We start from the raw sequence: 12,855 nt of genomic DNA on the forward strand, positions 1-12,855 counted from the left end.
TCAGCCTTCCCGCAGCCAGCGCGCGATCTGCGGCGCGTAATAGGTCAGCACGCCGTCGGCGCCGGCGCGCTTGAAGCCGATCATGGTTTCCATCACGCAGCGGCGTTCGTCCAGCCAGCCATTGGCCGCGGCCGCCTTGAGCATCGCGTACTCGCCACTGACGTGGTACGCGAAGGTCGGCACGCCGAACTCCTGCTTCACCCGGTACACCACGTCCAGGTACGGCATGCCCGGCTTGACCATCACCATGTCCGCGCCTTCGTCCAGGTCCAGCGCGATCTCGCGCAGCGCCTCGTCGCTGTTGGCCGGGTCCATCTGGTAGGTGTGCTTGTCGGCCTTGCCGAGGTTGCCGGCGCTGCCCAGCGCATCGCGGAACGGGCCGTAGAAGGCCGAGGCGTACTTGGCCGAATAGGCCATGATGCGGGTGTGGATGTGGCCGGCGTCGTCCAGCGCCTGGCGGATCGCGCCGATGCGCCCGTCCATCATGTCCGAGGGCGAGACGATGTCCACGCCGGCCTCGGCATGCGACAGCGACTGCTTCACCAGGGCATCGACGGTGACGTCGTTGAGCACGTAGCCGCGGTCGTCGATGATGCCGTCCTGGCCGTGCACGGTGAACGGGTCCAGGGCCACGTCGGTCATCACCCCCAGCTCGGGGAAGCGCTGCTTGAGCGCGCGCACCGCGCGCTGCGCCAGCCCGTCGGGATTCCAGGCCTCGGCGGCGTCGAGCGACTTGCACGACGGGTCGACCACCGGGAACAGGTCAATCACCGGCACGCCCAGTTCCAGCGCCTGCTCGGCCTCGCGCAGCAGTTCGTCGATGGACAGGCGCTCCACGCCCGGCATCGATGCCACCGGCGCGCGGCCGGCCAGCTCGTGCACGAACACCGGCCAGATCAGGTCGTCGGCGGTGAACGTGTTCTCGCGCATCAGCCGGCGCGAGAAGGCATCGTGGCGCATGCGGCGCGGGCGGTAACGGGGGTGGAACATGGCGGGACTCCGGATGGGGGGAATGGCTATTGCAGCAGGTAGCCCTGCGGTTGCAGCGGTTCGGGCAGCGGGTGCTCGCCCAGTGCGTCGAGCACGTCGATCTCGAGGGTGCGCACCATGGCGTCCAGCGGCAGGTCGTTGGGTTCCAGGCCGAACGGCTCCTCGAGCTCCTCGCCCAGCTGGTCCAGGCCGAAGAACGCGTAGGCCAGCAGCATCGATACCACCGGCGTGGCCCAGCCCAGCGCGCCGGCCAGGCCGAACGGCAGCAGCACGCAGAACAGCCACGCGCAACGGTGCAGCAGCAGGGTGTAGGCGAACGGCAGCGGCGTGCCGGCGATGCGCTCGCACGCCGCCTGCACCGAGGACAGCGCATGCAGGCGCTGTTCGAAACAGGCGTACAGGTACGGGTCGAGGCGGCCGCCGCGCAGCGGCACCGCCAGTTCGGCGGCGACCAGCGCCAGCAGGCCGTCGGGGATGTTCTGCCGCTGCAGCAGCGCCTGCTGCCCCGGCGCCAGCCACGGCGCGGCCGCGGCGGCCTCGTCGCGACCGCGCAGGCGCGCGGCCAGCGCGTGGGCGAAACCCACCAGCAGCCGCGACACCCGCCGGCGCAGCGGCGCATCGTCGGCCAGCAGCGCGTTGCCCTGGCGCACGAAGCTGCGGGTCTCGATCAGCAGCTGGCCCCACAGCTTGCGGCCTTCCCACCAGCGCTCGTGGCAGGCGTTGTTGCGGAAGCTCAGGAAGATCGACAGCACCAGCCCCAGCAGGGTGAACGGCGCCACCGCCAGGCCATCGGCGGCGAACGGATGATGCAGCTTGGCCAGCAGCGCCACGGCCACCGCCAGTACGCCGATCGCCAGCACCCGCGGGGCGATGGCCGGCACGATCGAACCGCGCAGGATGTACAGCAGCTGCCAGCCGCGGGGGCGGGGTCGAATGATCATCGGTGGAAGGTCGCGCCGGCGGCGGGCCCTGTGCGCCGGGCCCGGGTGCCGGCAGGGCCCGCAATTCTACGCCTGCCGGTCAGACGAAACCGCCACCCAGGCCGAGGCGGATCACGCCGACCACGATCACCGCCACGTTGAGCAGCAGCCCGGCCTTGGCGCGGCCGCGGTTGCCCTCGCGGGTGAACAGCAGGCCGATGGCGGCGATGACCGCACCGACCGCGGCGAACGGGATCAGGAACCAGTTGCCCCAGCCCAGCAGCGGGATGAAGGCCAACACCATCCACAACAGCGCCACGATGCCCCAGACCAGGCTGATCAGCCCCATGTCGTTCCCTCCACTGGTTGATGCGCGCAAGATAGCCCGGAAATCCCCGCGATCAAATGTTCCACGCGGTTCGCGGCCGATTCACGCACGCACACCGATGATCCAGCCATCATCCACCCGGGAGTGAACCCATGAAATTCCCGCTCGCCATCGCATTGGGCCTGGCCCTGGCCACCGGCGGCTGCGCCAGTACCTCCCGGGTCATGCTCGGCCAGGCGCGCGCGCCGGTGGACCCGGCCAGCGTGCAGATCTATTCCACGCCACCGGCCGGGGCGGTGGAGATCGCCCAGCTGGAAGCCTCCAGCGCGGTCGGCTTCGGCACCCAGGGCCAGACCGATGCGGCCATTGCCCGGCTCAAGCGCGAGGCCGCGGCGCTCGGCGCCAACGGCGTGATCCTGATGGGCGTGGGCGCCGGCGGCTCGCCGGTGGGCATGTCGGTCGGCGCCGGCAGCTACGGCCGGCATGGTGGCGGTGGCCTGAGCGTGGGCATCCCGACCCAGCAGAAGCGCGCCGCCGGCGTGGCGATCTGGGTACCGCCGGGCGCGGCCAGGTAAGTCCGGCCACGTCCCTCGTGGCGCGGGCGGCGGCATGCCGTGCCCCGCCCTCATTCGCGGCCGGGGCCGCCCGGCACGGGCGCCACCCGGTGCCCGCGGCGTCACCTGCGGCGCTGCGCCGGGATGAAAACCTCGTCCACCGCGGTGGCCAGCTGGTCCGGCGGCAGCAGCCCCTGGTCGAGCAGGAAGTTGTTGAAGGCCAGGCGGTCGAAGCGGTCGCCCAGCGCCAGCTCGGTGCGCATGCGCAGTTCCATGATCCGGGTATAGCCGTAGAAGTAGCTGCAGGCCTGGCCCGGAGCCCGCACGGTGTAGCGGTCCAGTTCCTGGGTGGCCATGGCCTCGGACAGGCCGACGCCTTCCACCAGCACCTTGCGCGCCTGCTCGCGGTCGGTCAGGCCGAGGTTGAGCATCGGGTCGAGCATGGCGCGGGCGGCGCGCAGCAGGCGGAACTGCAGCGCGATCATCTGCCCGTCCAGCGGCTCGAACGGCACCAGCTCGGCCTCGGCGTACAGCGCCCAGCCTTCGACGTTGACCGAGTTGAACGCGAACAGCGTGCGCGCCAGCGAGATGCCGCGCTCGACCATCGCCGCGAACTGCAGGTCGTGGCCCGGGCGGCCTTCGTGCGCGCTCAGCGTCCACGCCGCCGAACCGAAGTTGAAATCGTCGTACTGCGCCTTGCCGCCCGAGGCCGGGTTGCCCAGCGGCAGCACGAAGGTGCCCTGCTGCCCGGTGTTGCCGACCAGCGGCGGCGGCAGGTAATGCGGCGCCGGCGACGCGGCGCTTTCAGCCTCGCTGCCCAGGCGCATCTGCAGCGGGCGCTGTGGCACGTCGACGATGCGCTGGCGGCGGATGATCGGATCGATGGCGTCGATGATGCCGCGGTAGTGCGCCTCCAGGCGGTCGTTGCCGATCGTGTCCCGCTTCAGCGCGCGGATCACCGCAGCGTAGTCGTTGGCATCATCCACCTTCAGGCCCTTGGCCTGCACCACCAGCGGCGCCAGCTGGCGCATCATCGCGCGGGTTTCCATGTACTCCAGCTGCGCGCGCTGCACCAGCAGCGCCGGGTCGATGTCCACGCCCACGTCCTTGAGCTGGAAGGCATACAACTCGGCCGGCAGGCGGGTGTCGGTGCGCGCCTGTGGCAGCACGTCCCGGCGCGTCCATTCGATGTACTCCTTCATCTGCGTGGCCAGGGTGGCCAGCGCGGCGTCCGCGCCCTTGATGTCGTACTTTGCGAACAGCTTGCCGATGCCGTCGATGTAAGTGTCGACGTTGGCCAGCGCCTGTTCGACCTCGATCCGGGTCGGCTGCAGCAGGCCCGGGGTGCCGCTCTTCTCGGCATAGCGCTGCCGCGCCAGGGTAGCCAGCGGCTGGCTGCCGGGGGCCTGGCCGATGTAGGCCTTGAGCCGGTCCAGCGCCCTGGCCCGGCGTTCCGGCGGCACCTGGTCGGACAGCAGCCCGTTGAGGCCGCCGAACACGCTCTGCGGCACGTCCACCCACGGCATCAGGTGCTGTTCCTCGAGCGTGCTGCCCTCGATGCCGCGGCCGGCCGCGGCGATCATGATCTCCAGGTCCTGGCGCACGTTGGGATCGCGTTCGAGCTGGAGCTTCCCGCGCAGCTGCGCACGTGCGGCGTCCAGCGCGGCGCGGTAGCGCGCGGCATTGTCCGGGCCCAGGTCGACGACCTTGTCGTCGTAACCCGGCACCCCGAAGAAGCTGGCCATTTCCGGCCGGAACGGCGCCTGCGCGCGCAGCAGGATCTGCGCCAGCGCGTTGCTGTGCGCCACCCAGGCCGGAGCGGGCGCGGATGCCGGGGACGGCGGCGTGGTGGCCGCGGCCAGCGGCAACGGCGCGGCCAGGGCAAGGGCGACGGCGAGGACGATCGGTTTCATGCGCGCGGCTCCGGGGGTGGAGCCGTGACCCTACGCAGTCAGCGGCAACCCGGCAAGATCGCGCAGTCGCGGTCGCGTTCGTCGCGCAGGTCCACCGGCACATGCCGGCCCGGCAGCTCGGCCTGCAGCCGCGGATAGGACCAGCGCCCCTGGCTGCGTCGCGCGCGCACGTCGAGCTTGCCGCTGCCGCGCGGACCCTGGATGCGGATCACCATGTCGGCGCCGCCGCCATCGCCGAACTGGTTGATGCTGCCGAACGGGAACGGCTTGGCCCGCAGCGGCTGCCCGAGCGCCGCGGCCACTTCCGGGTCGCGGCCGGCGCGCGCCAGCGCCTCGCGGTAGGGCTCGCTGCTTTCCAGCGGCGCGGACATCTGCCGCAGGCCCATCCAGGAAGTCAGCGACCAGCCGCCGACGATCAGCAGCACGAACAGCGGCAACGCCCACTTGAGGTTGCGCTGCAGCCAGTTGCGGGGTGGCCGCAGGCCGGGCGGACGCGCGCCCGGCAAGGGAGGTGGCGGTGACGACATCCGTGTCCTCCTGTCCGGCTCAGGGCTTGAGGCAGCGCGCGAGGAAGTCCTCGGCGACGCGGTAGCGGTGCAGCGCATTGCTGCCGGACAGGCCGTGCTTGGCGCCCGGGTAGGCCATCAGTTCGAACGGCTGGCCGCGCTTCTGCAGCGCGCTCATCAGATTGGTCGAGTGGGTGAACAGCACGTTGTCGTCGGCCATCCCATGGATCAGCAGCAGCGGCGAGTTCAGCCCATCGATGTGGGTGAGGATGCGCCCTTCGCGGTAACCGTCGGGGTTGGCCGCCGGCAGGTTCATGTAGCGCTCGGTGTAGTGCGTGTCGTACAGGCCCCAGTCGGTGACCGGCGCGCCGGCCACGCCGCAGGCGTAATGGTCCGACGCCTTGGCCAGCAGCATCAGGGTCATGTAGCCGCCATTGGACCAGCCCTGCACGCCGATGCGCGCGCCGTCCACCCACGGCTGCTGCTTCAGCCATTCCACGCCCTTGAGCTGGTCGGCCACTTCCACCGTGCCCTGCACGCCGTACAGCGCGCCACCGAAATCGCGGCCGCGGCGCGGCGTGCCGCGGTTGTCCAGCGAGAACACCACATAACCACGCTGCGCCAGGTACTGGTTGAACAGGTGGTCGCCGCGGCCGGGCCAGCTGTCGGTGACCGTCTGCGATGCCGGGCCGCCATACACGTAGACCGCCACCGGGTACTTCTTCGCCGGGTCGAAGCCGGCCGGCTTGATCAGGCTGTAGTGCAGTTCGGTGCGGCCATCGGCGGCGGTGAGCGTGCCGTACTCGACCGGCCGCTGCGCGTCGCGGTACTTCGCGTACGGATGCGCCGGGTCGGCCAGGTCGTTGTCCAGCAGCGTGGCGATCTTCTCGCCATTGGCGCGGTACAGCTCGATCTGCGGCGGCGTGGTGCTGTTGGACCAGCTGTCCACGTAGACGCTGGCGTTGTTGGCGAACGCGGCGCTGTGCATGCCCGCCGCGCGCGAGAGCTTCACCGGCGCGCCGCCGGCCAGCGGCACGGCATGGATCTCGCTGCGCAGCGGCGACTCGATCCCGGCGCGGAAATAGACCTTGCCCGCGTCCTCGTCCACCGCCAGCAGTTCGTCCACCGGCCAGGCGCCGGAGGTCAGCGGGGTCAGCGTGGCGCCGTCCTCGCTGGCCAGGTACAGGTGCTCGAAGCCGCTGCGCTCGGACGACCACACGAAGCGACCATCCTTGAGGAAGCGCAGGTCGTTGTGCAGCGGCACCCAGGTCCGGCTGGTCTCGGTGACCAGGGTGCGCTGGCGGCCGTCGGCCAGCGTGGCCTCGATCAGTTCCAGCGTCTTCTGGTCGCGACTCTGGCGCTGGAAGGTCAGGCGCTGCGGGTCGCGCCAGGTGACGCGGGCCAGGTAGATGTCCTGCTCCCTACCCAGGTCGACCCACTTCGGCGCGGCACCGGCACGCGGTGCGACCACGCCGAGCTTGACCCGCACGTTGGGGTCGCCGGCCGCCGGGTAGCGCTGTTCGATCATCTCCACGCGGTCGGCGTACATCTCATAGCGCTTCTGCACCGGCACCGGCGATTCGTCGATGCGGGCGAAGGCGATCGCCGAGTCGTCCGGCGCCCACCAGTAGCCGGTGTGGCGGTCCATTTCCTCGTCGGCGACGAATTCGGCCACGCCGTTGCCGATGGTGACGCTGCCGTCGCGGGTCAGCTGCAGCGGCTTGCCGCTGGCCAGGTCGATCACCCACAGGTTGCGCTCGCGCACGAAGCTGACGAACCCGCCCCTGGGCGAGATCTTCGGGTCGGTGGCGAAGCCTTCGCCGTGGGTGAGCTGGCGCACCGCCTCGCGGCCCTGCTTGCCCAGGTCGTACAGGTAGAGTTCGCCGCCGAGCGGGAACAGCAGGGTCTTCGCATCGGGCGACCACTGGTAATCGACGATGCCGGTCATCGCCGCGATGCGCTGGCGTTCACGCCGCGCCTTTTCCTCGTCGCTCAGGGTCTCGGTGCCGGGCAGCACCACCTTGGAATCGACCAGCAGCCGGGTCTGGCCGCTGGCGATGTCGTATTCCCACAGGTCCAGCTGGTTGCGGTCGCTGTCCTTGCCGCGCAGGAAGGTCACGCGCGAACCATCCGGCGCCACCTTGGGCTTCATCAGCGTCGGCCCGGACAGCGGCGCGCTGCCGGTGATGGCTTCCAAGGTGAGTTTTTCGGCGTGGACGGCGGGCGTGGCGAGCATCATGGCAAGGGCGAGGAACAAGGGGCGCATGGGCTTCCTGTCATGGACAGAATGGATCGCACCATCCTAGCCGAGCCCGCCCGCGCCTGCCCCCTGCCTTCAGTCCCGCCCGCGGCTCAGCGCTGGTTGCGCTGCTCCTCGCGCAGCCGGCGGCGGATGAAGAACACCGTGAAAACCGGAATCCCCAGGATGATCAACGCCCCGCAGATCGTCAGCCAGCCCACCGGTTGCGTCAGCATGTCGCGCAGTATCGGATGCATCGTCCCCTCCCCGTGCCGTTTGTCGATGCACGCAGCGTAGGGGTACCGTCCGCGGCCGGCTTTGCGCAGGATCAATCGGCGGGATCGCACCGGCCGGGATCGCCGATGCCTGCCCCCCGATCAGCGCCCGCCTCGATGCCACCAGAGCGCGGCCCGGGTAAACATGCTGGTGGGCGCAGGCCGAGTTGCCCGGCGCGCTGCTACAACAGCTTGCCGTCCAGGCTGTACACCTCGTACAGCAGTCCGTCCGCGCTGGCCGTGAGCACCCGGCGCCCCTGCGCGTCGTAGCGGTAGGTTTCCATGCCCTGCGCCGTGCGCAGCCGGTTGCCGTAGTCGAATACGAACAGATTGCCGTTCTTGTTGATCACGTTGCCGCGGACGTCATAGCCCAGCCCGATGATGCTCGCTCCGCCCGGACCGTTGAGCACGTTGGTCAGCCGGTTGTTCGCGTCGTACCAGTACACATGGTCCCGCCCGGCCACCGTGGCACGGGTGACGTTGTCCAGCACGTCGTAGGTGTACGTCGCCCCGCCCGGGTACAACAGCGAGCTGGCCGAGGTCAGCCGGTCGCGCGCGTCGTAGCCCATGCTCCGGCTCTGCCGCCCCGCCACCGTGAAGTCGGTGATCGCCGATACGTTGCCGTTGCGGTCATACGCATAGCCCAGGTCCAGCACCCCGCCGCTGTCGGCGCTGCGCTCGGGCAGCTGCCGCGCGTTCTGCGCCATCGTGTGCACCAGGCCGTTGCCGTAGGTGAACCGCTTGATCGCACCGTTCGGGTAGTACTGCACCCCCGTGGCGAAGGTACCGGCCTGGGTCGGCTGGCCCAGCGCGTTGGGCAGATAGTCCACCGTCAGGCTGCCCGGGCACACCAGGCTGGCCAGGTGGCCATTGCCGTTGTAGCCGTAACCAATGTGCGGATTAATTGCCTCCGTCCCCTTTAAGTCTCACCGCAACAACGACAAGGCCCGCGAACGCGGGCCTTATGCTTCATGGGCGATCAGGAAGTGAACCTGGAACCGTTCTTCAGGTTTTCCTCCGTCCATTTCCCTCGCCTTAGAGCAAGAAGAAAATAACAGCTAGGACAAATGGAGACAGCGCGAGCATTGTACGTACTGTAATAAGCCGACGCTTAAAGCTTTTCGGCCAAAACTCCTTCGGCACGCTACTGTCAAGAATCATCGCTATCACAGCCGAAGAGTTGCTCTGCCCAACGCCTCCCTTGGCTCCTAAGTACTTGAAGTATTCCTGATCTGCATCCTTCAACTCGAACAACAAACGCCGCGCTGCCAAATAGTAAATACCGGCATAAGCCGCACCTATCGCAATCACCACCTTAGCGTCCACGCATGACCCTCTCAGCTATTTGATCTTTTCGTCCAAGGGTTTCCACTCGATGAAATTAATTGTTGACGAATACTTCACCAATTCACCTGCACCGACACCCACTTTAGGCACCACTTCAGCTGTGCCTCCTGGATTGAAATTAACTTCCGCACCTCCGTGGAGAATCGCGCCTCCGCTTGCTTCCAAGGCACCACTGAATTGAATTGGCGCATCAACCGGCTTATTCGCAAAACTAACTTCAAACCCTTCTTTCGGTTGAAGCGAGATATTCATGTCCGCGCCTTCACCAACTCGAATAAACCCAATCTGACCATCACCATGCAAGAGGCTAACTGAGCTCTCAATGCCTGGACCCAGTGCAACGCCAGCCTCAAGCCGAACGTCCACCTTATCCAGCTTCTCGGACACTGCATTCGCTTTGTCGGATATCCACTCCGCTGCATTAACCAATTGATTCTTCAGGTTCAATGCACTGCAGAAGGAGCAACGCCCGTCTGGATCAGTGAACTTGTACGGATTGTTGAATGCGTACGCGTAGCGGTTGAACAACCGCATGTCGCCACTGTCGTAAGCAGTGACAGGGTCAACGCTCAGGAAGCGCGGGATCAGCGGGTCGTAGTAGCGCTGCTGCATGTAGACCAGGCCGGTGGCCTTGTCCATCATGTGCCCGGTGTAGCCCGGACGGTTGTCGTTGGTCCGGTTAAGCATCTTTCCGTACGGCTCATGCTCAGTCGTCTGTAGCGTATTGCCCAGTTCGTCCGTCGCCGCGATCGGGCTGCCCAGCGCGTCGGTACGCCGGTAGATCGTTCCGTATACCGTTTCACCGATCGGCATCCGTCGCGACGCCACCAGGCTGCCGCCCAGGTAGATGTGCTGGAAGCGCAGGCCCAGCTGCTCGTCGCGCTGCCACAGCAGCTTGCCGTCCAGGCTGTACATCTCGTACAGCAGCCCGTCCGAGCCGGCCGTACGCACCCGGCGCCCCTGGGCGTCGTAACGGTAGGTGTCCGTCCCCTGTGCCGTACGCAGCCGGTTGCCGTGGTCGAACACGAACAGGTTGCCGTTCTTGTTGTTCACGTTGCCGCGTACGTCATAGCCCAGCCCGATGATGCTCGTACCACCGGGGCCATTGAGCACGTTGGTCAGGCGATTGTTCGCGTCATACCAGTACACATGGTCGCGGCTGCCGTAGCCCATATTTACTTGCCTCCGTCCCTTTAAGCCCTACCTCCGCCCCGGCTTTTCCAGTCCCGTTTTTTCGAACGCCGCAAATTCGGTAGCGATCATCCTATTCTTCTCAACGCCAAAGCCCCAATAGAACATCCTACGCAGCTCTTCGGCTGCTGATTCATCGCCACAACGCAATGCCCGGAGGTAAAACGCCGCAGCCTTCGACAGATCCTTCCTTACGCCCTCTCCTTTCTCATAACAAACCGCGAGATCGAACGCAGCTTCCGCCACATCATTCTCAGCAGCTTGCCTGAACAGGCTTACGGCCTTTCTGTTACTTGCCTTTACGTGTCGACCGTAGAGATACCAAGTGCCCAGAGCGTAGTGGGCTCGATAATCGCCCGCATCCACGGCTTCCAAGAGCAATGGATAGACCTTATCTGGCGAGGCGCCCTTATTCATCAACGCAAGTGCCTTGTCATAGAGCTTGCCGTTCATAGCCGTCACCCCCCATTTTATCGTCTGGCGGCGGAACAACTGAAAGGGTACGGAGGCAATTAAACCGACCTGGAGCTGGGCCGTCCACGGTTACGCCATCCGGCAGGCAGGCCCAATGCCTTCTCGACCATAGCCTGAAATCGTGTACAACCAAACGCTCGCTCCTTGGCAATGTAGCTGCGTATCTTAGAGATTTCCTCATCTTCTATCCCGGCACGCAGCCACCTGCCATATTCGATGGCCCACTCTTCCCACGTCGCGCCAAGCGCCCGCCGGGTCAAATGCAGCGTAATCAGCGGACACGGGCGGGAGTGCACACTGGACCCGCGGCGCTCTTCCGACAACGCAACCATAACGGTGCGTACCGGATTCAGTTCGACATATCGGCATACCATCAGTGCGTAACGATCAGATTCGGCCAGGCAGGACTTGGAACCACCCTGCCACAAGGTGCCCGTCCGACCATCACGGTGGTTGAAGAACTGGACGTAGTTTTGGCCAACAGCACGCATCGCAACCGCCAGTGCTTCCGCCCGTGGTGGCGTCAACAGCAGAGGGGCGTAATTGTCCATCAGAACGAAGGCGTGAACGACAATGTCGTTTTCGAGGCAGGCTTCACGCAGCAGTAGTCGGTAGTGATGGCGATCCTCGTCGTCAATGAAGATCGCCGCCCGATTCACGCCACGCTGGATGACATGAAGCAGAACATGTAGCAGGACCAGGTGTGCGCGACAGGGCGTGGAATGAAGCAGAGAGCGCGGCATCAAGAAGATCGAATGCCAGCGACATTCACTCAACAGCAAAATCTAGCATCAGGCTGGATGCATGTACTTCCGTTACGAATCTCTTCGCCTCGAGGATTGAGCAACCAGGCGCATCAGAAAAATCAGCGATCGCGTCCATGTCAGGGATTAAAGCACCTTGCTTTCTAGCGAATCCCTCAATGCCCAATACACGAAAACCTTCAGCCTCGCATTGGTCGAGAAAAGCCAATGCATCAGCTGATTGTATTAGCCTGAGAGAACCACTCCTCTCGACCATCAATCCGGCGCGATTTGCAATCTTTTCGACTAATCCCATGGTGCAAACCAACCTGCATTGGCCCTATCAGAAGCCTGGGCTACATCTCCTGTCGCATCGTTGCGAACCACGCAGCCACCGCCCTGGTGACAATACGCGTTTTCAGGATCATCCATTCTTCTGCCGCCAGACAAATGCCGTGTATCTCCTGCTATTACGATGTTCTCGCCCTGCGCCACGCCCTTTTGCTGCATCCACGACTTCGCCAGCGGTTATAAGTGCGCCTGCAGCCTCGCAGCAGCATCATGCGCCTGCCCAGTGTTTCAAGGCGCGAAGCCACGACCGGTCGCCAACCCGGTACGTGTCGACCCCTCTCGGAGAACGGCATTGTCCTGCACCAATGGACCGTACACGGTTCATTTCAATGGCCATCTCACTCCATACCTTAGTACCAGGAACGGGCTGGCGACCGTAGCGACCGCATGCGCCAGTGCCGCCCTGACAACGTTGCCGTCATTCGCATGCGAACGGGCAAAAAACCTCATGCCCCAAGGCAGCCCACGCCAAAAGGCGTTCAGGTACCATCTTCGCGCACTTTTTCCATCCTTCAGAACATCTTGGTAGACATTGCCCAGCAACATCATGGCTTTCACATTTGAATCCTGCGCGATCGCCTCGGAACAGAGCGAGATGATGTCGTCCCTGTTGCTGATTCGGTCCATTTCAAAAAGAACTCGCGCACAACCAAGTGTTCCGTCACTGCCGTACTCATCCGCATGTTCTCTCACCAAGGCGAAATCGTCGTAGGCCTTCTGCAGATCCGGCTCAGCCGAAAAGATGCCATCCTCGAACCCACGTGCCCTCAGATATCTTGCACCGATGCCGTAAAGTGAATGAGGACTCTCATTAATCAGCTCATCAAAAAGCGCCTTTGCTTTCGCGAAATCGCCCGATACATAAGCAGAGCCCGCAATATCCCAGCGCTCGTCAATTGGCATCGACATCGAGATTCACCCATATTGGGATGCTGAACCGGAGGGCCTCATTCAATCACTGGATCGGTACGGGTTGCGAGAGGCCCTTTCCCTGCCTCGAAATCACCCGCACGGTTCAACCCAG

At 65.3% G+C, this 12,855-nt stretch carries 16 protein-coding genes; 1 reads left to right on the forward strand and 15 read right to left on the reverse strand.

Features of this window, described 5'->3' with window-relative positions:
- From hemB to ABB33_RS01880, 3 genes are all read right to left on the reverse strand, one after another.
- Positions 1 to 990 carry a porphobilinogen synthase gene (gene hemB, locus ABB33_RS01870; protein ID WP_056930937.1) on the reverse strand — a complete coding sequence of 330 codons (990 nt, stop codon included), beginning with the start codon at positions 988 to 990 and terminating at the stop codon, positions 1 to 3.
- 26 nt (positions 991 to 1,016) lie between these two features.
- Positions 1,017 to 1,931, reverse strand: coding sequence for a bestrophin family protein (locus tag ABB33_RS01875; RefSeq protein ID WP_056930938.1), 915 nt, complete (start codon positions 1,929 to 1,931; stop codon positions 1,017 to 1,019).
- A gap of 79 nt (positions 1,932 to 2,010) precedes the next feature.
- Positions 2,011 to 2,259: a hypothetical protein gene (locus tag ABB33_RS01880; protein WP_054668252.1), complete on the reverse strand. Its 249-nt coding sequence runs from the start codon at positions 2,257 to 2,259 to the stop codon at positions 2,011 to 2,013.
- 131 nt (positions 2,260 to 2,390) lie between these two features.
- Between ABB33_RS01880 and ABB33_RS01885 the strand changes: the two genes are divergently transcribed.
- Complete coding sequence (locus ABB33_RS01885; protein WP_056930939.1) at positions 2,391 to 2,813, forward strand: hypothetical protein; 423 nt, start codon at positions 2,391 to 2,393, stop codon at positions 2,811 to 2,813.
- Between the two features lie 101 nt (positions 2,814 to 2,914).
- Here the strand turns inward: ABB33_RS01885 and ABB33_RS01890 are convergent, their stop codons facing one another.
- The 12 genes from ABB33_RS01890 to ABB33_RS18400 form a co-directional block, all read right to left on the reverse strand.
- On the reverse strand, positions 2,915 to 4,705 hold the full coding sequence (locus ABB33_RS01890) for a DUF885 domain-containing protein (RefSeq protein WP_056930940.1): 1,791 nt from the start codon (positions 4,703 to 4,705) through the stop codon (positions 2,915 to 2,917).
- A gap of 38 nt (positions 4,706 to 4,743) precedes the next feature.
- Positions 4,744 to 5,232 (reverse strand): cytochrome c oxidase assembly factor Coa1 family protein, encoded by a 489-nt coding sequence (locus tag ABB33_RS01895; protein WP_161809394.1) that lies wholly within the window; start codon positions 5,230 to 5,232, stop codon positions 4,744 to 4,746.
- A gap of 19 nt (positions 5,233 to 5,251) precedes the next feature.
- Positions 5,252 to 7,477, reverse strand: a complete 2,226-nt coding sequence (locus ABB33_RS01900; protein ID WP_056930942.1) for a S9 family peptidase — start codon at positions 7,475 to 7,477, stop codon at positions 5,252 to 5,254.
- A gap of 86 nt (positions 7,478 to 7,563) precedes the next feature.
- On the reverse strand, positions 7,564 to 7,707 hold the full coding sequence (locus tag ABB33_RS18380) for a hypothetical protein (RefSeq protein ID WP_161615619.1): 144 nt from the start codon (positions 7,705 to 7,707) through the stop codon (positions 7,564 to 7,566).
- Positions 7,708 to 7,907: 200 nt separating this feature from the next.
- Positions 7,908 to 8,555, reverse strand: a complete 648-nt coding sequence (locus ABB33_RS01905; protein WP_152984917.1) for a hypothetical protein — start codon at positions 8,553 to 8,555, stop codon at positions 7,908 to 7,910.
- Between the two features lie 205 nt (positions 8,556 to 8,760).
- On the reverse strand, positions 8,761 to 9,051 hold the full coding sequence (locus tag ABB33_RS18385) for a hypothetical protein (protein WP_152984918.1): 291 nt from the start codon (positions 9,049 to 9,051) through the stop codon (positions 8,761 to 8,763).
- Positions 9,052 to 9,066: 15 nt separating this feature from the next.
- Entirely contained in the window at positions 9,067 to 10,245 is a 1,179-nt protein-coding gene (locus tag ABB33_RS01910; protein ID WP_056930944.1) for an RHS repeat domain-containing protein, read from the reverse strand.
- Between the two features lie 27 nt (positions 10,246 to 10,272).
- Positions 10,273 to 10,716, reverse strand: coding sequence for a tetratricopeptide repeat protein (locus tag ABB33_RS18040; RefSeq protein WP_152984919.1), 444 nt, complete (start codon positions 10,714 to 10,716; stop codon positions 10,273 to 10,275).
- Between the two features lie 59 nt (positions 10,717 to 10,775).
- Positions 10,776 to 11,480 (reverse strand): transposase, encoded by a 705-nt coding sequence (locus ABB33_RS18045; protein WP_082594945.1) that lies wholly within the window; start codon positions 11,478 to 11,480, stop codon positions 10,776 to 10,778.
- Between the two features lie 25 nt (positions 11,481 to 11,505).
- Positions 11,506 to 11,796, reverse strand: coding sequence for a hypothetical protein (locus ABB33_RS18390; RefSeq protein ID WP_152984920.1), 291 nt, complete (start codon positions 11,794 to 11,796; stop codon positions 11,506 to 11,508).
- Positions 11,787 to 11,990, reverse strand: coding sequence for a colicin E5-related ribonuclease (locus tag ABB33_RS19260; protein ID WP_152984921.1), 204 nt, complete (start codon positions 11,988 to 11,990; stop codon positions 11,787 to 11,789). The genes ABB33_RS18390 and ABB33_RS19260 overlap by 10 nt, the downstream gene beginning before the upstream one ends.
- Positions 11,991 to 12,152: 162 nt before the next feature.
- The gene (locus ABB33_RS18400) at positions 12,153 to 12,740 is read right to left on the reverse strand and encodes a tetratricopeptide repeat protein (RefSeq protein ID WP_152984922.1); all 588 of its coding nucleotides are present in this window, start codon (positions 12,738 to 12,740) and stop codon (positions 12,153 to 12,155) included.
- Between the last annotated feature and the right edge of the window lie 115 nt (positions 12,741 to 12,855).

This window comes from Stenotrophomonas acidaminiphila (genome assembly GCF_001431595.1).
Classification (GTDB): domain Bacteria; phylum Pseudomonadota; class Gammaproteobacteria; order Xanthomonadales; family Xanthomonadaceae; genus Stenotrophomonas; species Stenotrophomonas acidaminiphila.